Source organism: Candidatus Bathyarchaeia archaeon, from assembly GCA_041447175.1.
Classification (GTDB): Archaea; Thermoproteota; Bathyarchaeia; order Bathyarchaeales; family Bathycorpusculaceae; genus JADGNF01.
Genome location: CP166960.1, coordinates 1,276,551 through 1,301,028 on the forward strand (window position 1 = coordinate 1,276,551; position 24,478 = coordinate 1,301,028).

The window sequence follows — 24,478 nt, forward strand, 5'->3', positions numbered from 1 at the left end:
GAGTATGCTGCAGACTGCTGGACTGAAACGATAGTCAACAATCCTGCAGAAGCTACGGTTTTTCGTTAAAATCTTTTTTCGAAGAAAAAACCCAGACGGCCACAACCGCCACCACAACCGCCGCAGCAAGGAACCCCCACTGCAACCCGCCGCCAAGCCCCTCAACGGTAGCAGGAACAGGTGACGGAGTAGGCATCGCCGCTGTTGATGGGGAAGGAGTTGGCGAGCGGGGAGCTTGCAGGTCGCCTTCAGCGGTTTTAGGGCTTGATGAAGCCACATTTGGCGTACTAGTGGGCGATGGAATTGGGGGCGGGAGGGAATTTTGAGGCGCGATAGATTGCTCCGCGGCAGACCCAAACACTGGAACCGGAGCCTCTGGTTGTGCTGGAGGAAACGAAAAAGCGGCACCAACCAGAAGTAACCCTAAAGCAACAGCGAGGAGGGGTGCAAGAAGCATTTTGGGGTTTCTTAGACTCATTGCGTCAACTCTACGATTAGCTCTGTGATTAGAGAGGTGTGTGCAGTTATTTAATGCTATATTCCGTATGGTTTGTCCTAAACTTTAGAACAAGCTCCACAAAACTGGGGGTAGGTCTTAAATGGTTGAGGCAACTATTTCCGTTGGGGATACGTGTTTGTCTGCTGGGGAATCGAAAGAAGTTCTGAAGGGAACCACCTTTGAGGTTTACAGGTTCCTCCTCAAAAACGGCAAACCCGTGGGCATACGCGAGCTGCAACGTGCCCTCAACTTAAGCAGCCCAAGCGTGGCAACCTATCACCTTTCAAAGCTTGAGGACGCAGGCTTAATCAAACGTAAAGACGGCAACTACGTTGTCGCCAAATACCTGCTTGACCACAGCGTAAAAGTCAGCCATTTCTTGGTTCCCCGATACTTCTTTTACGCGTTCTTTGCGTGGGTAGTTCTGGTTTTAGAGTTAACCCTGATGAAACCCATGTTTGTAAGCCGCGAATACGTCTTCTCCACCGTTGCCACCGCGATGTTTGTCTTCTTCCTCTCCTACGAAACCGCAAAAACGTGGCTGAAAGGGAGCTTATAGAAAGCCTAATCAATCACACAAAGTAAGTCTTTTTCAATGAAGTTTTCTTTTAAAATTGCTTCTGTTTGGGGAATACCCATCGAACTGCACCTCACCTTCATACTGCTCATGGTGGCTTTCGCTGTTCTTTCGTACCCATCATATGTTACGTTCTTGTTGATTCTGTTTCTTTTCTTTTTTGTTTTAGTCCACGAACTGGCACACACTTTCGTCGCCAAACACTACAACATTAAAGTCCGTAAAATCGTGCTTTACCCCATAGGGAGTTTCCGAGATTGAAGAAATCCCCCGCATCCCCAGTATAGAATGGCGGGTAGCCATAGCTGGACCGTTGACAAGTTTTCTTATCGGTGGCTTGTTGTTGGCTGCCAATTTTGCGGTCCAAACCGCCGCACCCGTAACACCCATCAGTGAACCTCTCAACACCGCAGGGAGTTTCATGTTTGACTTAGCCGTACTTAACTTGCTGCTGGGCGGATTCAACTTGATTCCAGCGTTTCCCATGGACGGCGGCAGGATTTTCCGGGCGCTACTCGCTACACGCATGAAATTCACTGATGCCACAAAATACGCCTCATACATCGGCAGGCTTCTGGGCATCGGCATGGTGATTTTTGGGATTTTGTTTCCGCCATATTTCTTAATTATCGTGGTGGGTTTGTTTGTGTATGTTGGCGCCACCGAGGAGGCAAAGCAAACTATAATTTCCACAAACCTTGCCCGAGTTCGAGTCAGCGAGGTCACCTGCGCAGAAATTGGCACCGTGACGCCTAAAACCAGCCTTGCCGAAGCCTTGGAAACCATATTCAGGTTTCGCTACCACGATGCCATAGTTGAAGAGGACGGCAAATATTTGGGGCTGGTTGTCTGGAGTGACCTTGCCAAAGTTAAACCTGAACAGCGAAGCCAGATGCGTATCGAACAGTTGCCGTTGGTGAAGGTTTGGGTTTATCCGGATGAATCAGTGCTTGAGGCGCAAAAAATTTTGATTCAAAAAGGGCTCTCGGCAGTTCCAGTGGTTGACCGAAGTGACCCTGCTAAGGTTATCTGCGTTTTGACAACTGAAGGCATCGCGGCATCTTTGGATAGAGCAAAAAACCTGCACTAAACATCAAGCCGCTTCAGATTGCTTTAGGTAGCTTATGGTGAAGCTGGAGCCGCCGCTGTGCAAATCTGAAACCTCAACCAGAGCTCCAGTCGAGTCTTGCATAGCAATTTCGTAGTTGGGAAAGTCGCCGATGGTTCCCACTTTGTCGGCTATCTGCGCTTTTGCATCCATAAAGGTGATGCTGCCAAAATCCGCCAGCGTAGTTACGCGGTTGTTTACTTTGGGGCGTTCCATTACCCATTCTGCCGTAAACTGCGTTGATTCATAGATGAAGTTCTTTTGGAAGGTTTGCCCAGTGGTTTGGTCTGTTATGCGTACAGTCCAGTTGTTGGCTTGGCTGTCGACAAGAATGACGGAAGCAGTGAGCAGGTCTCCGGGGGCTATTTTTATGTCGGGGATTGGAACGGAATAGTTAGGCAGCAGCTCATACCATAAAGCGTAAACGGCTTCACCGTTTATGGAGTCATGTTCGGAGCCAACCTGAATCAGGGTTTCGTCGTTTTGTCCGCCTATACCAATCCATGCGGCACTGTAGGTGTTTGCTTCGGAAACTGAAACCGCCGGCACCACCCATGAACCGCTGACTGCAACCACATGGGGATGCTGAAAGAGAGTGCTTGAGGAAACCGAGTAGCCAGCCCATTCAGAGCTAACCAGATTTTGGGTTTGCAGACTTCTAAGAAACGGCCTCACCACTGAAGACAAAACCGTAACCGAGGCGACAAGAAGCACCACCCAAATAACGGTTAGAATGAGGGCGTTAGTTTTCCATTTCTTGGGTTGACTAGACAAAAAGGGGTTCACTCCGGAGCAGGCGCCCTTGAACTGAAAGTGGGCAAAGGTGGTTTAATTTAGGTTTAGTGGCACACTACACAGACAACAAAACGCCTATTTGGGCAAGGTAAATCAAAAAATTTGGTGGTTTAGCGTTTGAAGCTAAAGTTAAATTTCATGGCTGTATGGTTGAGGACAAAGTGCGAGAGGGTTCCAACGAGGCTTCCGCAGAGCCACGCCGCATTTGAGTCTTTAATGAAGATTATGGCAACTGCAAACATAGCCGACGCCACAAGAAAGCCGATGATGCCGGTAGCGTTGAAGACCACAAAGTTTTTGGCGATGCCCTCTTTGGTTTGCCGCTGCATCACAAAGTTGGCGCCAAAATGGGACAAGCCACCGATGGCGTTGCCAAACAGCCAAGCAAAGGTGGGGTTTGGAAACACGAACATAGAGCCCGCGAAGGCGGCTGTGCCCAGTAAGAAACCTACAACAGCGGCAAGGTTGAAAAGGATAAAACTTTTGAAAACCGCAAATTTGCTTGGTTTAGGCAATTCTTTGCGTCTCATCCTTAGGCTCCCAGAGAATACGTGTTCTATTAACCGCGATATAATACTTTTGTGATTCAACCATCAGAAACTACAGGGCAAAAGCGACCAAACTACACTCGCCAATTTTTGGGGATGCATCTTGGGTTTTTGGAGAAAAAGACAGGTTTTTTCGGGGTTTGGGGCAAAGGTTAAAGCCGTAGCCGCTTTTCTTGGTGCAGGTGGCATCGATGGTTGAAAACTTCTACGTTCATTTAGAGTTTGAAGGCAAAGACGGCGGCTGGTCCATCAACCTGCCCTTCCTCTGCAGCCAATGCGGCAAATGCTGCACCTTAGAAGATTTCCTAACAGCAGGTCCACTCAAGGGCACATCTGAAACGCATCCAGAAGCCCACGCCAAAGCCAACCGCTTCTACACCGAACTGGGCGACCTGTGGGCAAAAAACGAAGCGGAATACGACGACCACGTAGCCAACACGCCGTGCCCGTTTCTGAAGGGCAATCTCTGCAGCATCTATGAGGTTCGACCTGAAGGCTGCCGACAATTCCCCAACACCATGTTTGGAATGCTAACAACCGACTGCCCCGCCCTGACGCGGTTCAAGAAACAACGCACAGCCCTAAAAAGAGGCAGAAAATGCAAAGCAACCTACAACCAAACAGGAAAGACACAAAGAACAAACGGTTCTGAGCCAATCGAGTCGGCAAAGCTAACTGAAAAACGCTATCAGAAGTGCATTGCCAAATTGCGACAAGCAGACATAACCGATGATGAATTAACGATATTCAACCAGATCAACGGCAAAATTTGAGCCACTAATTCAGCCAAATAATTGGTTATTATGTTCTGGAAAAATCTTTAATCCCAAATCAGCCGCGTATTAGGTGTAGGTGTATTTTATGAATGAAGCAGGATACGTGAGGGTAGCTTCAACATCCGAGGTGCCAGTTGGAAAAATGAAAAAGGTCACCTTAGAAGACAAAGAGGTACTTATTGCAAACGTTAACGGAACTTACTACGCGATAGGCAACTTGTGTACTCATTTTGGGGGTGACCTCTCGCAGGGTACTCTGGAAGGAAACGTCGTTACCTGCCCGAATCATAACTCAAAATTTGACGTAATCACAGGAAAAGTTGTTGTGCCCCCTACCGAAGCCTTAGGCAGAGCCGAGATAGAAGACGAACCACAATATGCAGTCAAAGTGGAGAAGCAAGACATCCTGATAAAACCGTAAACTGCAACATTCGCCCTTTGAAGGCCCTCGCTTTCGCCGTCAAAGGTAATGGCTATGTTTTTATACGCTTCTCTGCGTATTTGGCAGTAGCATGAGGCTTAGACTTTGGCATCCAAACCCAACCAGGAAGCAGAACAGGCTCAGTCCCTTCCCCCAGACTATCGACCCATGGAGCTGGAAAAAGAAATCCGCGAATTCTGGCAAACAAACCAAATCCGCGAAAAACTCGAAATGCGAGAAAACCAGCCTAACAAGGGCAACTTAGGATACATCGAAGGACCACCCACGCTCAACGGTATCCCCCACATTGGCCACGCTCGCGGACGCATCATGAAAGACATCCGCTACCGATGGCGCACCATGCAAGGCTACTACATGCCTTTTTGGGCAGGCTGGGACTGCCAAGGTTTACCCGTCGAGCTTGAAGTTGAAAAGCTGCTTGGCGTTAAGATGGGCAAACGTGAACTCTTGGAGCGCGTTGGCATGGAGTGTTTCATTGAGGAATGCAAGAAAGCCATCATGCGGTACCATCAGATGTGGCTGGAAGCCGACACTAAACTGGGCATCGCCATTAACCAAGAGAAGGCGTACTGGACATATAAGGATGAATATATTGAGCGGGAGTGGCAAATCCTCAAATGCGCCTGGGACCAAGGCTTGCTTGAAGAGGGACACTACGTTGTCGCCTACTGCCCTAGCTGCCAGACCAGCTTAAGCAGCGCCGAAGTCGGCTATGAGGGCAGCTACAAAGAAGTCGAAGACCCCTCGCTCTACTTCAAATTCAAGGTGGCGGGCACCGAGAATGAGTACTTCTTGGTCTGGACCACCATGCCGTTCACCGTCATCACCGACACCATGCTGGCGGTTCAGCCCAAAGCGGAATACGTCAAAGTCCAAGTCGGCAGCGAAACGTGGATTATGGTTAAGCAGCGGGTAGAGCCCGTCATGGCGGAGCTGGAAATCAAAAACTACTCCATAATCCAGACCATCATGGGACAAGAGTTGGAAGGCACAGCTTACGAATATCCCCTCAAAGACCTCATCCCCCAACAGGCAGAACTCGAAGCCAAGCATCCGCTTGTGCACCACGTTGTGGGCGAGGAATTTGTGGATGTAGACACCGCCACGGGCGTAGTGCACCTGTCGCCTGGAAACGGCGAAGACGACTTTTGGGCAGCCAACCGCCGCGGCGTCCCCATCTTTGCCCCCTACGACGACGAAGTCAAATTCACCCAAGACGCAGGCACCTTCGAAGGCACCTTCGCAAGAGACGCCGACATGCAAGTCGTAGAAGCACTAAAAGAGCGGAACGCTTTTGTCAAGGTTAAACGGGTTAAACATGAGTATCCCACCTGCTGGCGCAGCCACCACAAGCTGGTCTGGCTGGCACGCAAAGAATACTTTTTGCGCACTGACAAAATCAACGCCAAAGTGCTGGAAGCCGCCGACAAAATCCAGTGCTTCTTTGACGAACCCAAAAACCGCTTCCTTGCCTTCCTCAAAGAGGCTAAGCCGTGGTGCATCAGCCGTGAACGCATCTGGGGCACACCTTTGCCCGTGTGGACATGCTGGAACTGCGGCGAAAAACGCGTCGTCTCCAGCAAAGCCGAACTCCTAAGCGCCGCCCAAGAAGAAATCCCCGCAAACTTTGAGCTACACAAACCATGGGTAGATCGCATCACGTTAAAGTGCAGCAAATGCGGCGGTGTCATGCGACGGGAGGATTTCGTGTTGGACACTTGGCATAACAGCGGCGCCTCCCACTTTGCCCGCTTCACCGACGCCCAAGTCGAAAAATACGTTCCCGCAGTTTTCCTCACTGAAGGCATTGATCAGACCCGCGGCTGGGCAAACTCGCTGCTGCTCGAATACGTCATTCTCACAGGCAAAGCAGAAGCCCCCTACAAGGCGTTCCTGTTCCAAGGCTTAACCCAAGACGCCAAAGGCAGAAAAATGAGCAAGAGCCTGGGCAACGTGGTGGAAACCAACAAGTTGCTCGCCGAAACCAGCGCCGACTTGAGCCGCTTTTACATGATGCGCAAATGCAGCCCCATCGACTTCATGAACTTTGACCTCAAAGAGCTCAACCGCCGAACTTACCAAGTCATCAGCACCCTCTACCATCTAAGCCGGTTCTTTTTGCAGAATGCCGAGTTTGACCAGTTCCAACCCACCAAGTACAAGGTCCAGTGGGCACAAACCAACGGGTTACTGGGCAACCCTGACCGCTGGCTTCTCTCTAAGCTGCAGGCAAAAATCGACGAGTACAACCAGAAACTGGAGGCATGCCAATTCAACGCCGCCGTCGCCATCCTTGAAGACTTCGTCATAGACACACTCAGCAGGCTTTATGTGCCCATGATTCGCAAGGAACTCTGGACCGACGAGCCCGAAACAAGGCAGCGTCGGCAGGCAATCTACGCCGTACTCCACACCGCACTCAAGACAGTCACACTCATGTTTAACCCCGTCACGCCCTATGTGAGCGAGGCGTTGTTCCAGAAAATCTACCGCAAACTCGACCCCGCACTGCCCGAGTCAGTGAACATGGAAAACTGGCCCGAACCCAACCCCGCACTGCGCAACCCGACTGTTGAGGCAGACTTTGATGTGCTCTTCAAATGCGTCTCCCTTGTTAACGCGGCTCGGCAAACCGCCAAGCTCAAACGCCGCTGGCCCCTGCGCACCGTCGTCGTGGTTGCACCCCAAACCGTCACTGGCGCCCTGCAACGCAGCGAAGACCTGTTCTTGGAGATGACTAACGTAAAAGGCGCCGAATATGCCTCCGCCACCGTAGAACACTCCGACAGCGAAGGCTGGGTCTCCGCCGTCGAAGCCGACACAACGGTGCTCATCAACGGAAAACGCGACGACCAACTCCTAGGCGAAGGCATCATGCGCGACCTCGCCCGCCGCGTCCAAGCCCTACGCAAAGAACTCGGATACATGCCCACCGACGTTTTAGAAGCCGCCCACATCGCCGAGCTTGACCCAGAAAGCAAAACCCTGCTGGGACCGTATCTGGAGGAGATGGCTTCGCTGGTGCGTACCCACAAAATCTACCTACACGGCAGCCAAAGCGAAGTGGAAGCGGAGTGGAGCCAGTCAGAGTTGGATGGCAAAAAAATCTGGATAACCATCCACTAAGCAAAGCTTAATACCAAAACCCTTTATTTTCTGTCTGCACAGCACTAAAGAAAGATGCACAAAAGTGGGCCGGTAGATCAGTCTGGCATGATCGCCGCGTTCGCAACGCGGAAGCCGCGGGTTCAAATCCCGCTCGGTCCACCATTATAGTTTTAAAACATTGAACTGTAGCACTTTTTATTTCTGCACTTGCCCCTTGCAGTCGAACTTGGGTTAAGGCATTTTTCACTGTCATTTTCCATTTTCAAGAAACCCATGAATTATGCTGATTGTGTATTTTGTAACTCGGCTGTTTTCACACAGGTCTTTTCTCTGCTTAGTTCTATCGATGTAACTTGCCCAATGGTCAAAAATTAGCTTGAAGTCTTTTCTTTGTACTATTTGTGTTGAAGCTGACGCGGGGTAAACAACTATTTTTCCAAAATCATAAACTGCCTTAAAATCTTCTCCAACATAACCCTTGAGAATTGTCCAGTTTTTAATATTTCGTCTGCTTGCAAGAAAAGTTGCAAGTTTGCTCCAGAAGGCATCAAAGCTCATATCTTGAGGAATAATAGGCTCTTTGTGCAGATTCATGGATTGCGAAGATTTACTTTTGCGATTTTCTTCCGGAATTAATTGAATCACTATTTTTTCATCAATCTTTCCATTCGAATACCTCTTAAAGACCATGTAAAAGTCCATGTCTGTTAGCAAGAGGAATTTCTTTTCAGCATTGACTTTCTCAAGCATTGAACAAGCAGTATAGGTGTTATCGATTTTTGCAGATGGTATGTTTCCTGTTTTTGTCATCGTGTGTGCTTTTACTTCTGCGACGATTTTACAGTCAAAGGAAACAAGGTCGAAGTTATGCCAGACTGAACCATCTGGCAATTTACCAACCTGAAGTTTTCGAGGTTCGAATGCGCATGCAAACCTTTGTTGCATATAGGTTTTGGCTAATTTTTCTGCTTCTTGACCTTTCTGGTAATTTAAAGACATGCCGTCCTTCACCAAATTGGTAATCTTCTATTGTCACTTCTTAGTTTTTAAAAACTTGCATATTCTGTTAACCAATTTGTGTACACAACGTACCAATGCTTTTTGATTCGTCTGAAGACGTGCAGTTCGAGTTTATACTGCTCCAAAGGTTCCTTAACCTTTTGTAGTGCTCGCCATTTTACCATTGTGAAAAAAGTGTTACTGTGAGGCGTTAACTTTCACGCTTCTTTGAAGAGTGAGAGGCACCCAAAACTCACTTATTTCGAGAAACGGAAAGTACAACAATAGAGAGTCAAAAACTGGCTACACTAAAAAAGAACAACGGTGACTTAATGGAACTCCCAACTCACTTCCTAACCTTCCTCTCCAACATTGAACCCACAAACGACCAGAAAAACGAAATATCCACTGCATACACAGCACTACGCTTAAGGCTGCAAGAGTGCGAGTATGCAGCTTACTTTCAAGGTTCGTTTCTATCGGGCTCTTACGGAAGAGGCACCGCCATCCGCCAAACCAAAACCGTCGACGTCATCGTTGTTGCAAGGTACAATCGAAGCTTCTGGGAACCACACCTTGCCCTCTCTCAACTAAAACGGCACCTCTCAAACCACTACTCAACGGCAACGGTCCAAAATGGTTCAATCCGCATTCCGCTGAGTCTTGTAGAGTTGAACATAACGCCTGCCATCACCGAGGAGCGCAAGTTCCTAAAAATCTCTAACCGAGACGGACACAACTGGGTGTACTCTAATGCGCATCGTCACGTTCAGTTAAGCGACGCCATGGATGCGTCCAAAAAAGGGTTATACAAGCCGCTTGTTAAGGCGCTTAAGTGCTGGCGAGACCACACGATGGCTGACGCGTGGAAGCCAAACTCGTTTTTGCTTGAGTGCTTGGTTTATGAGTTTGCAGCGAACTCAGCTTTGGTGTCGGTTCCTAAGGCGGTGGAGGGGTTTTTGTGGTACACCCACAACAAGTACCAACGCTTCAGGCAGTCCCGCGAGTCCTCGCCGTTTATCCGAGAAATCGGCGCCCCAGACGTAAACGTGGCAAAGAACTGGACACATGCGGATTTCTGCTGCTTCATGGACCAGGTGCACCATTCATGGATTTTAAGCCACCAGGCAGTGGACGCGCCAAGCAAAATCGTTTCCGTAGACAGATGGCACCAGCTGTTTGGCGACGTATTTCCAGCGGATGAATAAAAAAGATTGATTTGCTGTTCCAAAGACAGTTAAGCTATCAGATTTGCTTTTGTGGAAGTTCGATGGTGAATTGGGTGCCCTTGCCCAATGCGCTGTCAAAACTCACCGTTCCATCCAGCGCCTCGGTTAACCGCTTAACCACCGCTAACCCAAAGCCCTGCCCCTTGGACTTAGTTGTAATCAATGGCGTGAACAGACGGCTTTTTGCTTCTTCAGATATGCCTTCCCCGGTATCTTCCACTGTGATTTGCGCTTTTCCATCCGCAACTGCCACATTCAAAGATAGTTTCCCGCCTTGGGGCATAGCTTGAACCGAGTTCAAGACCAAATTGGTAAGGATTCTTCTCAAATATAATGCGTCAGTTTTTAACTTGGCAGAATCAACCTCAGAAGAGTAAACAACAGCTATGTTGCTAGGGATTTTCAAATCTGACAACACGCTTTGAATAATTTGCTCGACGGTTACCTCTTCGATTTTTGGCTGAAGCGGTCTTGCATAGTCTTGAAGGTCGGCTACTATCTTATTTACGTAGATTGTTTGGTCTGCAATTAAATCGAGGTTGCGCTGCAATTCCGATTTTGCTTTGCCTTCAGGAATATTTGCCAACTCTTTTTTAGCTAAGTAAACTGCGCCGGTGATTGCCGTTAGTGGATTGCGGATATCGTGTCCCACCATCCCCGCAGTAGCACCTATGGTGGCTAAGCGTTCGGCAGTTTTCAGCTTCTCGGTGCGTTCAGCCACAAGCTTTTCCAAATGCTGGGTGTGCTGCTTAAGGGCATCCTGAAGTTCATTGCGTTTTACAAAATCTTGGTAGCCCAATCGGCGGTAAGCGTGTATCTGCCATGCGCTTAGCAAGCCGATGATGTTTGCAAATGCTAAGCTAAGCAGCACCGTGAAGAGGGTTGGGATGTCGCTAGCTTGCAGGAAAACAATCACAATCAATGTTTGGCCAAAGGAAACTCCAGTGGCGAGAAAGAACTGATAAAGGAACCTGTTGGGGATTACAACATAAAATACTAGCACGGCCATGCCGGTGAGGACTACTTGGACTATGAAGTTTTGGGGTCGGGTGGCGTTGATTACTCCGCCTCCAAGCAAGAGAAGGATTGAACCGAAAAACACGGTTCGGTCATAGGAACGGTAACTGTTCACTTTACTTAAGTGTACAAACATCAAGCTGACCCCAACCAGAAGACTTAATCTCAGGGCTACAACGCCAAAGAACGCCCAGGTTAACCTGAAAAACGCGTAATCATTGAAAATAAACGCAGTTACAGGAATAGCAAACAGAAATATGCCCAGTTTTGCCCGACTAATATCGGTGCGGAGATAAAACTGACGATAACCCTCCTCCTGCGCACAAGATAATTTAGGTGATTGAAACTTGTCAAACATGGGCAACCTGTCCAACAGTTTCTCATTTCGGGTTTCTCGTTTATTAAGCTATAACCTACAAACCACGGCTTCGCTCATCTAAAGTTTAAACACTCAAACTCGACACACCTCACCAGTTACTGAAGCTAACAACTCGCAGAAGTATCCAAATTTAAAAGGTCAAAAGCCCTGACAAAAAACTGGACAGAATAAAAAAATACGCCGTTCAGCCGCGTTAGAAGCCAATTAGCCCATGACGCCGTCGTCACTTTGAGGGTTAATGCAAAAAGAGTAGTTATTTGTGTTTTTCTTCTTCGCTGTGGTAACATTTCTGTGTGAACGCAGGTGTGCAAACACAGTAGAAAAGCAGGTCTGAATCGCCCGTGTTGGTAATTCTCTGGGAGACCCTTGGCGGAATAACAACTACATCACCCTCAACCACATCAGTAGGCTCCAGGTCGCCAACGTAAACTTTGCCGGTTCCCTTCACGATAACGTAAATTTCTTGCACCCCCTCCAAGTAGTGCCACTTCGCAGTGACGCCTGGTTCAACTCGGGCGCGGGCAACAGACAATTCTTTGTCGCCTGCCGTAACCGAGCCCCAGTTTTCAGAAACGTGACAGCCCTCAGAGGTCAGGGACTCTTTGAGCGTGCTGGCTTTGATGATTTTTGGCTCCATGACGGTTCACTCTTGCGTTTGTTTTTCCAAAAGGTTTCAAGGTATATAAACAAAAAATGTAATTGACCAACACCACAAAAGACGGCTGCTGGTGCGAAAAGCTTAACAACCCAACATGACCACAGTTTAAAAAACGGAGGCTTCTCATGTACCACGAGTCAACTCGAAATTTCGATTCAAACAAACTCTTAGGCGCGGTCGGCGCTTTGCTGACTGCGATTGGTTCTCTGGTGCTTTTTTCAGGCGCTGTGGGCATAGTTGGAATCGTTGGATTAATTTTGGTGTTAATTTCCATGAAGGGGTTAGCCGACGACTTCAGAGAGTACGCTATCTACCGCAACGCTCTTAGCGGCGTTATCCTTGGCTTAATCGGCGTCGTCATATCCATCATCGTGTTTGCGTCGTTCTCGTTCCTGTCAGGCTTCATATTCCAGCACCCCATTGCGGGAGCATTCGGCATAGTGCTTGCCATCGTAGCATGGCTTTTAATGTTTTTATTCATGTTAATCTCAGGCATCTTCTACAAAAACGCCTTCAGCATATTAGCCTTCAAATCCAACGAGGGACTGCTCCGAACAGGCGGAACCCTAATCCTTATAGGCAGCATACTGACCATAATTTACATAGGCTTCTTTTTGCTGTTTATCGGCTGGATACTCATAGCCGCAGCCCTCTTTTCGCTACGTCCGCCAATGCAGTCTGCGCAGGCTTACACGCCGCCTCCCCCGCCACCTTCAGGTTCAGACCCCTCAGGAACGGTCAAATACTGCCCTTACTGTGGCGCTGAAAACAAAATGGGAGGCACCTTCTGCACTCACTGCGGCAGAAGACTAAACCCCACCTAACAGCCACAGCAGACCACTTTTTCCTTTTATTTTTCGCTGCTAATATAAAGCTGAGGCTACATGCATGTTTAAGGTGACGCGAATGGAACCAGCGGATTATCAGTCAGCCGTCGAGCTTGCCAACACCATGAACTGGCACATGACCACCGAGGACTTCGCATTCAACGCAACGCTGGAACCAAACGGCTGCTTTGCCTTGCGGGAAGGCAAGGAGCTTGTCGGCGTAGCTACATGCATTAACTACGGCGATGTCGGGTGGTTTGGCAACCTCGTCGTAAAGGAAGCCTACAGGCAAAAAGGCGCGGGGTCAGCCTTGGTAAACTACGCAGTGAACTACCTAAAAGGGGCAGGCGTAAAAACAGTTGGGCTCTACGCTTATCCACATTTGAAAGCGTTTTACGGCAAAATGGGCTTTCAAGCCGACGTGGAGTTTGTGGTTTTGAAAGCGGCATCCGTTTCCGCGGGTTCGATGGAGGTAGCAGAGGAAAAATGTGTTCGGGAGATGTGGACTCAAGATTTGTCTCAAGTTTCGGCTTTTGACGCAGGGTGCTTTGGGGGTTGCAGAAAAAAACTTTTGGAGCTAATTTTGCAAAACCCCAACAACACTGGCTATGTAGCCTTTGACCGCGGTGAGGTTGCAGGGTATGTGACCGCCAAGGTTTTCGGCGACACGGCAGAGGTTGGACCCTTAGCCTGCCAAAGAAGCCACCCCGCAGACGCTGCTGGGCTGCTTGGGGCGGTTTTGCGTGGTTTGGAGGGCAAAGAAGCATTCATGTATCTGCCCGCCTCCGAGTTGGAGCTTTTGCAGGTGGCTAGGGATGCGGGGTTTAGGGAAGAGTTTGGTCTTGTGAGAATGTTTTTAGGTTCCGTTACTCTTCAGCATTGCCTATACACCGCGGAATCTTTGGAAAGAGGATAAACAGTTTATGTCAGACGACTTTTGCCGCATCTTGGTAGAGAATTTCCTACGCGACTCATGGGTCAGCGTCAAAACATTGGTCGAAAAAGCAGAAGGGTTTGAAACACAAAACAGGCAACCAGTTGCCTTCTTCAAATTTAAAGACAACCAACGAATTAACCAAACGTTGGAGGGGAGCCATTTCTTTTTACGGGGGTCAGTGGAGTACACCAACCCGCAGCTAACGGTGGAGGAAGTTCAGGGCATAATCGGCACACGGCTTCTGGAGGTCTGCGGAAACTTTTTTTGTGAAAATGGCTTGCGGCAACCCGATGTAGGCGATGTGAAGCAGTTGTGTGAGTTAGTCAAGAAGCCCAGTGAGGGAAAAATCGCGGGGTTTCTGCTTAACACTGATGATGTAGAAGCAGACCGGTACAGCATGAACCCGCTGAAGGCATCCATTATGGAGAGCGGGCAAAGCGCGTTTCCAGCCGCAAACATAAACACCGATAACCTTGTGGTGGATGAAAAATTCGCCGCCAAATATGAGGGCACCCTGATTTGTAGGGGCGAAATTGAGCTCATCCGAAGCTTGCTGGCGGAGTCGAACGGTTCGTATTTGGATTTTGTGGACGCCGTCAAGTATACGCAGCTGGAGGGTTACTCGGAGGTTTTTGGAATGGACCTGTTTTTGCCTGCGCTGCGGATGCCGCTGACAACGTTGCAGTCCGAAAACACGCAGGGGCTGCTTCATCACATAATCAGCGAAGCCCACAAGGATTACAAGTCGGTGCAGCAAGCCTATGAATGCATGGGCAGAAGCATGACTAAGCGAACGACGCTTTTGACTGTGCCCCATTCGCCTAAAGGTTATGGGTCTAAACGGGCGGCAAGGGGTAAACTCTACTTTGACGATGACCACCTTGAGGGTGTACACGTGAAATACAAAGACACCCTGCTTTACCCCAACGCCATGGACCCCCAAGACATCAGCGTAGCTAAATGTGAAGACGAATTCACTGTTGCCCCCGAAAAACTCGCGCATTACGCTTATTTGGAAACTCCTTCCTCGCCGCAGTTCTTCTTGTACGCGTTAGGTTCCCCTGAAGATGCCGCGTTATGGCATGGGGTGGGAGCTTTTGGTGCGCCACAACTGCTTCAAAGCTACACGAACGCGCGGAGCGCCTGCCGAAACGGGCAACTGATGCAGGGACTGAAAGAGAAATATGACGCCCGCGTGGAAGCGCCGCTGCACTTGAATTTGGTGCCAGGCGGCATGTGGGTGCATCCAGTTCGCCGCAACATTGACGCCAGCATCGGCTGCGTGATGGACATGCATGACTTAGCGCGTATGGGCATGAAAATTGAGCATTTAGCAAACATCCAATAGAGGCGCTTTTCTTGTGAACCCCCTTGATTATTTGGCGACGCAGCTTTTCCGTTTATTTAGGCAGCTTCACCTGTCAAGGCTGATGGGGATGACAAAATCAACGCGGTGTTTCACGGATTACTTTAAGGGCTACGAAAAAGTAGAGGCGATTAGGGGAATTTTCGGCGACCAAACCGAGGAAGTGCTGGCGAATTTGAAGGTGGAGTTTGTGTGGTTTGGTTACATGGGCGTAGACAACCATGATGGGCATTTGATGGTGAATGAGCGCTACCTTAACAGCGGCGACAAAACCGACATCTACTTGGATGTGGTACATGAGCTTTGCCACGTGAAGCAATGGATGGACGGCAGAGACCTCTTTGACCCCCACTATGAGTATGTGGATCGCCCTACGGAGGTGGAGGCTTATCGGTACGCGGTGCTGGAAGCCAAACGCATAGGGTTAAGCAATGAGCAGATTTTGGCGTATCTGAAAACGGAGTGGATAAGCTCCGCTGACCTAAAACGCTTGATAAAAAACATGGATGTTGACCTTGGAGCAGTCAATTTCTGAGGTTTATGATAGGTCAGGGCTAACAGGTTATTTGGATTTTTCCTGAAGCAGGGAATAAATCTCTTTGGCTAAGTATTCCAGATACGCGGTTTTTTCTGCCAAGTTAAAGACTGTAACGGACGCTTCCCGAGTAATACCCACCACGTACCCCGTGTCTTTAGAGCGCCCCACAACGTACCACAAGTTGCCGTGCTTCATGTAGTCCTCAAACAGGGACGTATTATTCAAGTCGGGGCCATAAAGGCTGAGTTTATCCACGTTGGGGATGTCTACGTCGTCGAAGAAGGTGATTTTGGTTTCTTCAGGGTTTCGGTCGTGAAAAGCCTTCAATGTGTCAGGTGTAATGTGTGTGTTCACGATGATGCCTACTTTGCCAAAGAGGATTTCGCTGAGTTTGTTGGCGATGAGGTTTGCTGTGCGTTTGCGTTCCACCACCGCCAAAAAAGTGGTCTCTGCGTTTGATGCGAAGCTGAACATGGCTTCGACGGTGCGGGGAAAGGGCGCGCTTGTGCCGCGGTGGAAAACGTGGATGACGTAGTCGCTGCTGAAAATGCCAGTGAGCAAGTCAGGTTTTGGGGTAAGGTAGGTGACTTCGTTGACCAGTTTGAATTTGTAGTCGCCTTCCTCGAAGTCTTCTTCTACATGGTAGCCGTTGAGTTTAGCCGCAATTTCTCCAACTGTGAGGGGTTGGGAGAGCTTGAAAATTTTGCCAGCAACAACCATAAGAGTCACTGCCCACTTTAGTTAATTTGCCAAGCCTTAAGAAACTTTGCATAAATCCACATCCGTTCTAAGCAAGGCTTAAATAAAATCTGCTCGTTGCTTGCTTGGAACAACGGGAACACGTCCGAAGGTTTTGGGGTGCAGACGATGGTCAGTCAATTAAATGGAAAAAAAATTGCTTACTACTCAATGGAAATTGGGATAAGAAACGACATCACAACATACAGTGGCGGTTTGGGGGTTTTAGCAGGGGACACAATCCGCTCCAGCGCAGACCTTTCCGTGCCCATGGTTGCCGTGACGCTGGTCAGCCGTAAAGGATACCTGAAGCAGACGCTGTCGTCCACGGGGGAGCAGAAAGAGTTTCCTGACGAATGGAACCCAGAGCGCATCATGGATTTGGCACCCAAAAAAGTTGAAATTAACATTGAAAAAAGAACCGTGAAAGTGCAAGCGTGGGTTTATCAACATAAAAGCACCATCGGAGGCACAGTGCCGATACTGTTTTTGGATACGGATGTGGAAGGCAACCACGCAGAAGACCGAAGCATAACCGACAGCCTCTACGGCGGTGACAACAGGAATCGTCTAAAACAGGAAATGGTTTTAGGCATAGGCGGAACCCGAATGCTTGACGCGTTGGGGTACAGGATAAGCAAGTACCACATGAACGAGGGGCACTCGGCACTGCTCACTTTGGAGTTGCTGCAGAAATTTGACATGGACATCGACCGAGTCCGCGAACACTGCGTGTTCACCACTCATACACCTGTAGAAGCCGCCTTTGACAGGTTCCCCTACGACATCGTTGAGAAGGTGCTTGGAAAAGAGTTCCCCGTGCAGATAATCAAAGAGTTAGGCGGAGACGAAAACCTCAACATGACCCGCCTCGCATTTAACTTGAGCGGATTCCAAAACGGCGTCACCAAAGAACACACCAAGTATTCACTAAAGATTTTCCCGCACTACGCCATACGGGCAATAACAAACGGCGTCCACTCCAGCACATGGACCTCGCCAAGTTTTCATAAACTGTTTGACAAGTACATTCCCGGATGGGCTAGCGAACCAGAAATGCTTGTGCGCATTGAAAAAGCGCCTCTGTGCGATATCTGGGATGCCCACAACGAAAACAAGAAGAAGTTGATGACGTTTGTGGAAGAAAAAACGGGCGAAAAACTTGACGAGAACGTGTTAACGATTGGGTTTGCACGCCGAGCTACAGGCTACAAGCGGGCGAGGCTGATTTTCTCGGACCTAAGACAACTCAGGGAGATAAACAAGCAAAGACCTATTCAGCTTATTTTCGCGGGAAAAGCCCACCTAAGAGACACTAACGGCAAGGCGCTCATTAAGGAAATCTTTTGGTACAAACAACAACTCAAAGACGAATTAAAAGTTGTTTACTTAGAAAACTATGACATGGACATTGCCGCCAAACTCACTGCAGGAGTTGATGTCTGGCTTAACACGCCCCTTCCGCCTATGGAGGCTTCAGGAACCAGCGGCATGAAAGCCGCCCACAACGGCGTCGTAAACTTCAGCGTTCTAGATGGCTGGTGGATAGAAGGCTGCATCGAAGGCGTCACAGGCTGGGCGATTGGACCTGAACCAGAAGCACAAGTCACCGAAGACGAACGCAGACGACAAGAACTGGATGACCTGTTTAACAAACTCAAGTACCTGATTGCACCAAAGTATTACGATGAACGCGACGCGTGGGCAGCCATGATGAAAAACAGCATCGGCAAAGTCGCCTACTACTTCAACACCGACCGCATGATGCGCCGATACATAACCGCCGCATACTTAGGATGACTCCAAACAAACCCACATACCAGCCCCACCAAATTCGGCATGAAAAGAAGACAAGGTTCTGGGTCGGGTTGCTTTGTTGAACCTATTTGGCGTCTATTTGGATGCTAATATTAATTGTATGCAGAACCTATAGAGGGGAGGTCTACTCAACTGAACAAAATTTGAGCCTGAACAGGTTTTTCCTCTGAGTGCAGGTTTTTTGTGTCAAGAACGGTTACATGAGTCGTTTGTCTTTTGGCGACGCAGTGGGCTTTTTGGGCTCCACATGAATCGTCAAGTTCGCGTTGGGTAACTCCGTTTTCAACTCGTTCTCCAAGTGGTCTGTCAAATCGTGCGCTTCGCTAACGCTTAGCGAACCATCAACAGACAGGTGCAGCTCGCAGAAAACGAGGTTGCCGTTTCGGCGGGTTTTCATGTCATGGAAGTCTATGAAGCGGAACTTGTGACGAAGCAGAACCTCTTTGATTTTGGCTTCTTCTTCCTTACAGGAGTTATCCATCAAGCGCCCACAGGACTTGCATACTAACCCTATGCCCATTCGTGCGATTAAAGCGGCAACAACAAAAGCTAAAATCGCGTCCATAGGCGCCCAACCCGTAAGTTCAACAATAACCAAGCCAACCCAAACGCCAGCAGTGGAGATAACATCGGAGAGAAGATGTTTGGAGTCGCCTTCTAACGCGGCTGACCCGCTTTTTTTGGCGGCGCGGGCAAGAATCCACGACAAACCTCCGTTAATGGCGGTAGCTACAATCGAGATGCCTATCGCCAAGTTAATTTCAACGGGCAAAACCGACGAGAATAATCGTCCAATGGCAGCGTTTACGATGAGCAAGGCGGCGGCTATGATGAAGATGCCTTCAATTAGGCAGGTTATGTCTTCAATTTTTTGGTGTCCGTAGTTGTGGCTGTCGTCGGCGGGTTTTTCGGAGAGCCAAACAGAAAACAGCATCAACCCTGAAGCAACAATGTTCACGATGGATTCTAATGCATCAGAGAGCAAAGCCACGGAGTTAGAGACAAAGTACGCCAATAACTTCAGGGCTAAGATAAACACTCCGCCTACCAATGCTATGAGTGCAGCCTGTCGCTTTTGCATATGTATAGCTCTATAGTCGGCGCTTTTAGGATTTTTCTTTTGCGCGCAAAAAAACTATGGTTCGGTTAGTTAAACTGGGGTTTATCTGCAAAGCCACAACGTGCAAAGCATCTACTCCTTGATAAGTCGCCTGCAGAAGGAACTGCCCCTGCTAATAGTCGCCAATGCAGTGCATTGGGCTGTGGCGCTTTTAGCGGTTTAGTCAATTTGAGGGCAGGCTGCATCAGGTTACGGTTTTAACTTTTGCCGCCCTCTGGTTGGCCAGTAACCTAGTTTTGTATGGTCTTTCGTTGCGGGTGAGAAGCACGTGTAGCTGTCAACTTAGGGGGTTTGTTGCTGGGGTGTCGTCTTTGTTGACACCACATCCTTGAAGCTTTGCTTTGGCGTTCGTCTGCTACTTTGGCATTAGTGTGTTTTATGTTGCGGCTAGCGGTTTTGGGCAAAATGGATACGCTTAGCGTAGGGAAAGTCCACAATAGATTTAACTGGCATCCACAGATTAAGTCAGTCACGTAACCCCCAACCCCCGAGTAGAGTGATTTGAATTCAAAAAAAATTACGCGTATACTGCTTCAAGTCGTTGTCATGGTTGCTATCTTTGCTGCTTTGTTCTGGTATGTCGGGTCAAGCTCCAGCGGCGAAGGCAAATCGCTTCTTGAGATTCTGAGCAACATCAACCCCTACTATCTGGCGTTGGCGTTTGCAAGTTATTTTGGAATCAACGTGTTTTTCACCATCAGGCTGCAGCGGGTTTTGGCACGCGAAGGTGTCAAAACATCCTTTGGCAAAACGTTACTCGCCCAATATGCAGGTATGTTAAGCAGCGACGTAACCCCTGGCAGGTCAGGATACATCTTAACTCCAGTGTACCTTAAAGACCAAAATGTTCCTGCCCCCGTGAGTCTTTCAGGGATTCTGGGAATCCAATCCGTTGAGTTTCTCGCAAAAGTTTTAGGCGGAACCTTGGCGCTGGTTTTTCTGGTGCAAACCACCACTTTAAATCAGGAACTTTTGTTTTTGGCAAGTGCAGGCATTGGGCTTATGCTTCTGGGGGCAATTTTGCTGATTTTGATGAGCACATCTCAAAGGGCAATTGCGGTGATTCAGAGAATAGCCAATCACCGGTTTATTGCGAGGTTCACAGGCGGTTTGCTGGGTAAACTGGAAGAATACGCGGAGAACGCAAAGAAAATTCGTAAAGCATTCCCCGAAATTGCGGTTTTGACATTAGCGTGTTGGGTCTTGAAAGGGTTTGAATGGTACTTTGTGTCGTTGGCTTTAGGCATGACTTTGGGTTTAAGTCCGCTTTTGACTTGGTTAGCCTTCTTCCTGATTCACCCGCTGGTTACGGCATTGGGTTTTGTGCCCATAACTCCTGCAGGATTAGGCGCGCAAGAGTGGGGAATCGTGTTAGTATTGGGCTTTTTCGCCGTTGACCCCACAACAGCGTTGTCATTTGCTTTGGTTGCGCGGGCTCTTTTGATAATCGAAGACTTAATCGGGGTGCCTCAGATAGTGAAAACATCCAGCCTGCTGTTTACCAGAAAAACCAAAACAATCACCCCAAACCCCCCAGTTACTGAATGAGGCACTTTTGCCGTGAAATAGGGTTTTGATTTTAATATGATGAGGGGCAGGCGGGGTACCTGCGGGAGTTAAGAATTCAAAAGCGCAACCTGCGACAACTTTGTCATATACATCAAAACCAACAGCACCCTCCCCGGAGACTTGCCCTACGTAGCCGACATACCCAAAGGCAACATAACCATAAAAATCGGCGGAACAAACTACGACTTCAACACCGCAGAAACGGGCGTAACGCTTCGGTCAGGACACACCATGGCACTCTACGTTGCCGTACCTAACCGCGCCATGGTTTACGACCTTTCAACGCCGCTACGCATGGTCATTTCCACAATACAAGCAGTTTATTGCACCGAAACACTGGTCCAAACCGCCTAACCACCCTTTCATTACGCTCCAGTCAGCAAGTGTCAAGGTACATGGAGAGGGTAGCTGAGCTATCACCCGATAGACCTCTATCCCTCTACGATTTTTTAATACTGATCAGAAAAAGGAAGACGACAAAGGGGTTACAGGATGAAAGGCAGGCGACTATTTATCGTATGCTAACAATAATTGAGGCAGGGCTTCGCTTATGGACTGACCCAGGTCTAAGCCGGTGAGTTTTTTCAACTCGCTTTTTATGTAGAGGTCAAAGGGGTTTTGGGACGCCGCAAACTGCGCGAACGCTTTGCTTAAGTCTTCGGCTTCAACGTACATGAGAACTATATCGCCGTTGGGGGTGATTTGTAGGAAATCCCGTTCTTTAACAATGCCTGCGCGCTCTTCTGATTGGCAGAATTCTTGCCATTTTTCAGCTTTGAGGTCTTCAAAATATTTTTGTGTTTCTTGGGTTTTACCCGGTAGTATGGGTATGGCCATCACAACTGATTCCATGGTGTTCACGCGGTTAGGTCGCATCTTTGGATGTATAATGGTTGTGAACTGTGAATTCAGACGGAGCGGTTCTGAAAGCTTTATAGCGTTGACTATGAAAAATAAGGTGCTTACCTGTGGGTTTAACATGGATTCCCCTGAAGTTCTCATCAAAGCACGCGGCTTAACCAAACGCTACAAAGAGTTCACCGCAGTGGACCATATAGACTTCAACGTGTACAAAGGGGAATGCCTGGGTTTTTTGGGTCCTAACGGTGCAGGAAAAACCACCACCGTGCGCATGGTCTACTGTTTTCTGCCCATCACCGAAGGCGAACTGACCATTGCAGGAATGAACGTTGTTACTCAGGCAAGACAAATCAAAGGCTTAATCGGCATCAGCCCACAGGACGATAACCTTGACCCTGACTTCTCCGTCATCAAAAACCTCCAAGTTTATGCCAGCTACTTTGACATACCCAAAGCTGAAGCCACCAAACGAGCCATAGAACTGCTCAAATTCTTCAATTTGGAGGAAAAGCGGGACGCATCAATTATGGCGCTGTCAGGCGGAATGAAACGCCGCTTAATCATGGCACGCGCCCTAATTAACGAACCAAAAATCCTTTTACTAGATGAACCCACCACTGGTTTGGACCCGCAGGGCAGGCACATTGTTTGGGACGAAATTCGAACGCTTCGAAAACAAGGCGTAACCATCATCCTCACCACCCACTACATGGACGAAGCCGCAGCCCTATGTGACCGAGTCCTGATAGTTGACGCAGGAAAAATCATCGAAACAGGCGCCCCCGCGGAGCTAATCCGCAAGTACGCTGGAGAAGACGTGCTCGAAGTTGACTATGACCAAGCAGTGATGGAAACCCTCAAAAAGTTACCCGACGCTGAGGTGGAGGTTTTCGGCGATCAAGTCCGCGTCTTTGCCAAGCAGCACGGCGTCTTTGAGCAGGTCATCAAACAGTTTCCAGGCAAAAAAGTCACAATACGCAACGCAGATTTGGAGGATGTTTTCCTAAAGCTGACGGGGAGGAAACTGCGCGAATGACCCTGCCTAAACTAACATACCGCGTCTGGAAGGTGTGGCGTCGAAACGCAGAAGTCTTCACCAAAACAATATTCGTCAACTTTCTGCCTTCGCTGCTTGAGCCCATACTGTATTTGACGGCGTTTGGGCTGGGTTTGGGCGCATATTTTGGGGCGGACGCATTTCCAGGCGGCTACATCCAGTTCATTGCGCCAGGATTAATCGCCATATCCGTCATGTACGGAAGCTTCTTTGAATGCACCTACGCCTCGTTTGTGCGCATGTACTTTCAGAAAACATTTGACGCCATAATCGCCACTCCAATAAGCGTAGAGGAAGTCATCGCAGGCGAATTGTTGTGGGGTGCCACACGCGCAACCATAAACAGCAGCATAGTGCTTGCAGTGGTTGCTGTTTTTGGTTTGGTCTCCAGCCCACTGTTCCTGCTTATCCCAGTGGTTTCTTTCTTCGGCGGCTTACTGTTCGCATCTTTAGCCATGTGCTTCACAGCGATAGCGCCAAACATCGACTTCTTTAACTTCCCAGCCTTCCTCTTCATCACCCCCATGTTCATCCTAAGCGGAACCTTCTTCCCTATTCCAGACGTAATTCAGGGCGCCGCAATTGCCGTATTGCCACTAACCCATGTGGTAAACTTGATGCGGGGGCTGCTCACAGGCAACTTCACCGCATTGGCAGGATTAAACGCTCAAAGCATCGCCGCAATCGGGGTGGTTTGGATTGCCGTAGCAACACTGACCTTCTTTGTGTTGAGCATTTATCTGATGAAACGCCGACTCATCAAATAACAAAAAACACGCAAACGATAGGCAAAATCCGAGCCGTCAGGGGCTTAATAGTATTTTTTTAGGGGGTTTTGCGGGTCAGTTGCCAACTGCACATACAAGGGAACAAAAACGCCCTCCCAATCCAACGCCTTCTGCTGTTTCGTGTCTTGATTGACATGAACGTGATGTATTTGAAGCGCGTACTCCAATGCTTGACCTTGGGGGTTCTCAAGCTTTAGCATCTGCTCAAGATTCAAATGCTCAAAAACCCGCCGTATAGGACGCATCGAGTTGCCGTGACACGAAATCGCCACATTACAAGGATGAGAACCAAAACATTCCTTCAGCTGCTCCACAAAAGGCAAAATACGGCGTTCCACCATGTGAATGCTTTCCCCTTCAGGAGGCGCAAAATCGTATCCCCGATGAATCTTGGCAAACCACTCAGGGTCTTCGGCAGCGGCTTCCAGCTTACTCTTCCCCTGCAACGTGCCATAGCAGCGTTCGATTAGGCGGTCATCCACAAAAACAGGCACCGCGGGATGTTTTTCAAGCACAATTTCAAGGGTTCGTTTCGCCCGTTTCAGATGCGAGGTGAAGGCAAAATCAATTTTTTCCCGCGTCAATTGTTGGGCTACTTCTTGGGCTTGCAACATGCCTTTTTCAGTTAAGTCGGGGTCGCGCCATCCCGAAAAGATGTTGTCGCGGTTATCGGTGGTTTCAGCATGCCTAAACACAAACAGATTACACTTCTTCATAATTCACC

General features: G+C 48.8%; 26 protein-coding genes and 1 tRNA gene. 17 read left to right on the plus strand and 10 right to left on the minus strand.

All coding sequences use genetic code 11. From position 1 onward, the window contains the following. Window positions 1–52: 52 nt before the first annotated feature. Window positions 53–478, minus strand: coding sequence for a hypothetical protein (locus ACBZ72_06705; protein ID XES78556.1), 426 nt, complete (start codon window positions 476–478; stop codon window positions 53–55). 157 nt (window positions 479–635) lie between these two features. Between ACBZ72_06705 and ACBZ72_06710 the strand changes: the two genes are divergently transcribed. Genes ACBZ72_06710 through ACBZ72_06720 form a run of 3 tightly spaced genes read left to right on the plus strand, consistent with a single transcriptional unit; the run spans window position 636 to window position 2,166 of the window. Further along, a complete protein-coding gene (locus ACBZ72_06710) occupies window positions 636–1,058 on the plus strand; it encodes a winged helix-turn-helix domain-containing protein (GenBank protein ID XES78557.1) in 423 nt (140 codons plus the stop codon). Window positions 1,059–1,094: 36 nt separating this feature from the next. Then, window positions 1,095–1,337: a hypothetical protein gene (locus ACBZ72_06715; GenBank protein XES78558.1), complete on the plus strand. Its 243-nt coding sequence runs from the start codon at window positions 1,095–1,097 to the stop codon at window positions 1,335–1,337. 52 nt (window positions 1,338–1,389) lie between these two features. Beyond that, the gene (locus tag ACBZ72_06720) at window positions 1,390–2,166 is read left to right on the plus strand and encodes a CBS domain-containing protein (GenBank protein XES78559.1); all 777 of its coding nucleotides are present in this window, start codon (window positions 1,390–1,392) and stop codon (window positions 2,164–2,166) included. A 3-nt stretch (window positions 2,167–2,169) separates the two neighbouring features. On the opposite strand, the gene ACBZ72_06725 is transcribed toward ACBZ72_06720, so the two are convergent. Both ACBZ72_06725 and ACBZ72_06730 read right to left on the minus strand, forming a co-directional pair. Continuing rightward, window positions 2,170–2,958: a G1 family glutamic endopeptidase gene (locus ACBZ72_06725; GenBank protein XES78560.1), complete on the minus strand. Its 789-nt coding sequence runs from the start codon at window positions 2,956–2,958 to the stop codon at window positions 2,170–2,172. A gap of 131 nt (window positions 2,959–3,089) precedes the next feature. Next, the gene (locus ACBZ72_06730; protein XES78561.1) at window positions 3,090–3,509 is read right to left on the minus strand and encodes a hypothetical protein; all 420 of its coding nucleotides are present in this window, start codon (window positions 3,507–3,509) and stop codon (window positions 3,090–3,092) included. 209 nt (window positions 3,510–3,718) lie between these two features. Between ACBZ72_06730 and ACBZ72_06735 the strand changes: the two genes are divergently transcribed. The 4 genes from ACBZ72_06735 to ACBZ72_06750 all read left to right on the plus strand — a co-directional run bounded on the left by ACBZ72_06735 (window position 3,719) and on the right by ACBZ72_06750 (window position 8,015). Next, complete coding sequence (locus ACBZ72_06735; GenBank protein XES78562.1) at window positions 3,719–4,300, plus strand: YkgJ family cysteine cluster protein; 582 nt, start codon at window positions 3,719–3,721, stop codon at window positions 4,298–4,300. An 88-nt stretch (window positions 4,301–4,388) separates the two neighbouring features. Continuing rightward, window positions 4,389–4,724, plus strand: a complete 336-nt coding sequence (locus tag ACBZ72_06740) for a Rieske (2Fe-2S) protein (protein XES78563.1) — start codon at window positions 4,389–4,391, stop codon at window positions 4,722–4,724. 105 nt (window positions 4,725–4,829) lie between these two features. Next, window positions 4,830–7,871 (plus strand): isoleucine--tRNA ligase, encoded by a 3,042-nt coding sequence (ileS, locus tag ACBZ72_06745; GenBank protein ID XES78564.1) that lies wholly within the window; start codon window positions 4,830–4,832, stop codon window positions 7,869–7,871. A gap of 66 nt (window positions 7,872–7,937) precedes the next feature. Beyond that, window positions 7,938–8,015: transfer RNA gene (locus ACBZ72_06750), tRNA-Ala, on the plus strand. Window positions 8,016–8,102: 87 nt separating this feature from the next. Here the strand turns inward: ACBZ72_06750 and ACBZ72_06755 are convergent. Then, window positions 8,103–8,852, minus strand: coding sequence for a hypothetical protein (locus ACBZ72_06755; GenBank protein ID XES78565.1), 750 nt, complete (start codon window positions 8,850–8,852; stop codon window positions 8,103–8,105). Between the two features lie 332 nt (window positions 8,853–9,184). On the opposite strand from ACBZ72_06755, the gene ACBZ72_06760 reads away from it, so the two are divergent. Next, window positions 9,185–10,060 carry a hypothetical protein gene (locus tag ACBZ72_06760; GenBank protein ID XES78566.1) on the plus strand — a complete coding sequence of 292 codons (876 nt, stop codon included), beginning with the start codon at window positions 9,185–9,187 and terminating at the stop codon, window positions 10,058–10,060. Window positions 10,061–10,097: 37 nt separating this feature from the next. Here ACBZ72_06760 and ACBZ72_06765 read toward each other — a convergent pair whose 3' ends face one another. Both ACBZ72_06765 and ACBZ72_06770 read right to left on the minus strand, forming a co-directional pair. After that, window positions 10,098–11,471 carry a sensor histidine kinase gene (locus ACBZ72_06765; protein XES78567.1) on the minus strand — a complete coding sequence of 458 codons (1,374 nt, stop codon included), beginning with the start codon at window positions 11,469–11,471 and terminating at the stop codon, window positions 10,098–10,100. A gap of 259 nt (window positions 11,472–11,730) precedes the next feature. Then, window positions 11,731–12,114 (minus strand): cupin domain-containing protein, encoded by a 384-nt coding sequence (locus ACBZ72_06770; protein ID XES78568.1) that lies wholly within the window; start codon window positions 12,112–12,114, stop codon window positions 11,731–11,733. A gap of 146 nt (window positions 12,115–12,260) precedes the next feature. On the opposite strand from ACBZ72_06770, the gene ACBZ72_06775 reads away from it, so the two are divergent. The 4 genes from ACBZ72_06775 (at window position 12,261) to ACBZ72_06790 (ending at window position 15,800) form a co-directional block, all read left to right on the plus strand. Continuing rightward, a complete protein-coding gene (locus ACBZ72_06775; GenBank protein XES78569.1) occupies window positions 12,261–12,959 on the plus strand; it encodes a DUF996 domain-containing protein in 699 nt (232 codons plus the stop codon). 82 nt (window positions 12,960–13,041) lie between these two features. Next, on the plus strand, window positions 13,042–13,878 hold the full coding sequence (locus ACBZ72_06780) for a GNAT family N-acetyltransferase (protein XES78570.1): 837 nt from the start codon (window positions 13,042–13,044) through the stop codon (window positions 13,876–13,878). Between the two features lie 7 nt (window positions 13,879–13,885). Next, window positions 13,886–15,247, plus strand: a complete 1,362-nt coding sequence (locus ACBZ72_06785; protein ID XES78571.1) for a hypothetical protein — start codon at window positions 13,886–13,888, stop codon at window positions 15,245–15,247. A gap of 13 nt (window positions 15,248–15,260) precedes the next feature. After that, the gene (locus ACBZ72_06790) at window positions 15,261–15,800 is read left to right on the plus strand and encodes a hypothetical protein (GenBank protein XES78572.1); all 540 of its coding nucleotides are present in this window, start codon (window positions 15,261–15,263) and stop codon (window positions 15,798–15,800) included. A gap of 27 nt (window positions 15,801–15,827) precedes the next feature. Here the strand turns inward: ACBZ72_06790 and ACBZ72_06795 are convergent, their stop codons facing one another. Continuing rightward, window positions 15,828–16,523 (minus strand): hypothetical protein, encoded by a 696-nt coding sequence (locus tag ACBZ72_06795; protein XES78573.1) that lies wholly within the window; start codon window positions 16,521–16,523, stop codon window positions 15,828–15,830. A gap of 147 nt (window positions 16,524–16,670) precedes the next feature. On the opposite strand from ACBZ72_06795, the gene glgP reads away from it, so the two are divergent. After that, window positions 16,671–18,341, plus strand: a complete 1,671-nt coding sequence (gene glgP, locus ACBZ72_06800; GenBank protein ID XES78574.1) for an alpha-glucan family phosphorylase — start codon at window positions 16,671–16,673, stop codon at window positions 18,339–18,341. A gap of 214 nt (window positions 18,342–18,555) precedes the next feature. Here the strand turns inward: glgP and ACBZ72_06805 are convergent, their stop codons facing one another. Beyond that, on the minus strand, window positions 18,556–19,440 hold the full coding sequence (locus ACBZ72_06805; protein XES78575.1) for a cation diffusion facilitator family transporter: 885 nt from the start codon (window positions 19,438–19,440) through the stop codon (window positions 18,556–18,558). 540 nt (window positions 19,441–19,980) lie between these two features. Between ACBZ72_06805 and ACBZ72_06810 the strand changes: the two genes are divergently transcribed. Both ACBZ72_06810 and ACBZ72_06815 read left to right on the plus strand, forming a co-directional pair. Further along, complete coding sequence (locus ACBZ72_06810; GenBank protein XES78576.1) at window positions 19,981–21,027, plus strand: YbhN family protein; 1,047 nt, start codon at window positions 19,981–19,983, stop codon at window positions 21,025–21,027. Between the two features lie 141 nt (window positions 21,028–21,168). Continuing rightward, window positions 21,169–21,402, plus strand: a complete 234-nt coding sequence (locus tag ACBZ72_06815) for a hypothetical protein (protein XES78577.1) — start codon at window positions 21,169–21,171, stop codon at window positions 21,400–21,402. A 153-nt stretch (window positions 21,403–21,555) separates the two neighbouring features. Here the strand turns inward: ACBZ72_06815 and ACBZ72_06820 are convergent, their stop codons facing one another. Continuing rightward, window positions 21,556–21,900 (minus strand): hypothetical protein, encoded by a 345-nt coding sequence (locus ACBZ72_06820; GenBank protein XES78578.1) that lies wholly within the window; start codon window positions 21,898–21,900, stop codon window positions 21,556–21,558. Between the two features lie 127 nt (window positions 21,901–22,027). On the opposite strand from ACBZ72_06820, the gene ACBZ72_06825 reads away from it, so the two are divergent. After that, window positions 22,028–22,945 carry an ABC transporter ATP-binding protein gene (locus tag ACBZ72_06825; GenBank protein XES78579.1) on the plus strand — a complete coding sequence of 306 codons (918 nt, stop codon included), beginning with the start codon at window positions 22,028–22,030 and terminating at the stop codon, window positions 22,943–22,945. Continuing rightward, entirely contained in the window at window positions 22,942–23,733 is a 792-nt protein-coding gene (locus ACBZ72_06830) for an ABC transporter permease (GenBank protein ID XES78580.1), read from the plus strand. Before ACBZ72_06825 ends, ACBZ72_06830 begins: the two co-directional genes overlap by 4 nt. 44 nt (window positions 23,734–23,777) lie before the next feature. Here ACBZ72_06830 and ACBZ72_06835 read toward each other — a convergent pair whose 3' ends face one another. Then, on the minus strand, window positions 23,778–24,470 hold the full coding sequence (locus ACBZ72_06835) for a histidine phosphatase family protein (GenBank protein ID XES78581.1): 693 nt from the start codon (window positions 24,468–24,470) through the stop codon (window positions 23,778–23,780). Between the last annotated feature and the right edge of the window lie 8 nt (window positions 24,471–24,478).

Coding starts and splice junctions, on each gene's coding strand:
- ACBZ72_06735 (XES78562.1), top strand. CDS start 3,719: ATGGTTGAAAACTTCTACGTTCATTTAGAGTTTGAAGGCAAAGACGGC.
- ACBZ72_06715 (XES78558.1), top strand. CDS start 1,095: ATGAAGTTTTCTTTTAAAATTGCTTCTGTTTGGGGAATACCCATCGAA.
- ACBZ72_06775 (XES78569.1), top strand. CDS start 12,261: ATGTACCACGAGTCAACTCGAAATTTCGATTCAAACAAACTCTTAGGC.
- ACBZ72_06780 (XES78570.1), top strand. CDS start 13,042: ATGGAACCAGCGGATTATCAGTCAGCCGTCGAGCTTGCCAACACCATG.
- ACBZ72_06740 (XES78563.1), top strand. CDS start 4,389: ATGAATGAAGCAGGATACGTGAGGGTAGCTTCAACATCCGAGGTGCCA.
- ACBZ72_06805 (XES78575.1), bottom strand. CDS start 19,440: ATGCAAAAGCGACAGGCTGCACTCATAGCATTGGTAGGCGGAGTGTTT.
- ACBZ72_06835 (XES78581.1), bottom strand. CDS start 24,470: ATGAAGAAGTGTAATCTGTTTGTGTTTAGGCATGCTGAAACCACCGAT.
- ACBZ72_06770 (XES78568.1), bottom strand. CDS start 12,114: ATGGAGCCAAAAATCATCAAAGCCAGCACGCTCAAAGAGTCCCTGACC.
- ACBZ72_06825 (XES78579.1), top strand. CDS start 22,028: ATGGATTCCCCTGAAGTTCTCATCAAAGCACGCGGCTTAACCAAACGC.
- ACBZ72_06795 (XES78573.1), bottom strand. CDS start 16,523: ATGGTTGTTGCTGGCAAAATTTTCAAGCTCTCCCAACCCCTCACAGTT.
- ACBZ72_06730 (XES78561.1), bottom strand. CDS start 3,509: ATGAGACGCAAAGAATTGCCTAAACCAAGCAAATTTGCGGTTTTCAAA.
- ACBZ72_06785 (XES78571.1), top strand. CDS start 13,886: ATGTCAGACGACTTTTGCCGCATCTTGGTAGAGAATTTCCTACGCGAC.
- glgP (XES78574.1), top strand. CDS start 16,671: ATGGTCAGTCAATTAAATGGAAAAAAAATTGCTTACTACTCAATGGAA.
- ACBZ72_06760 (XES78566.1), top strand. CDS start 9,185: ATGGAACTCCCAACTCACTTCCTAACCTTCCTCTCCAACATTGAACCC.
- ACBZ72_06830 (XES78580.1), top strand. CDS start 22,942: ATGACCCTGCCTAAACTAACATACCGCGTCTGGAAGGTGTGGCGTCGA.
- ACBZ72_06820 (XES78578.1), bottom strand. CDS start 21,900: ATGGAATCAGTTGTGATGGCCATACCCATACTACCGGGTAAAACCCAA.
- ACBZ72_06755 (XES78565.1), bottom strand. CDS start 8,852: ATGTCTTTAAATTACCAGAAAGGTCAAGAAGCAGAAAAATTAGCCAAA.
- ACBZ72_06705 (XES78556.1), bottom strand. CDS start 478: ATGAGTCTAAGAAACCCCAAAATGCTTCTTGCACCCCTCCTCGCTGTT.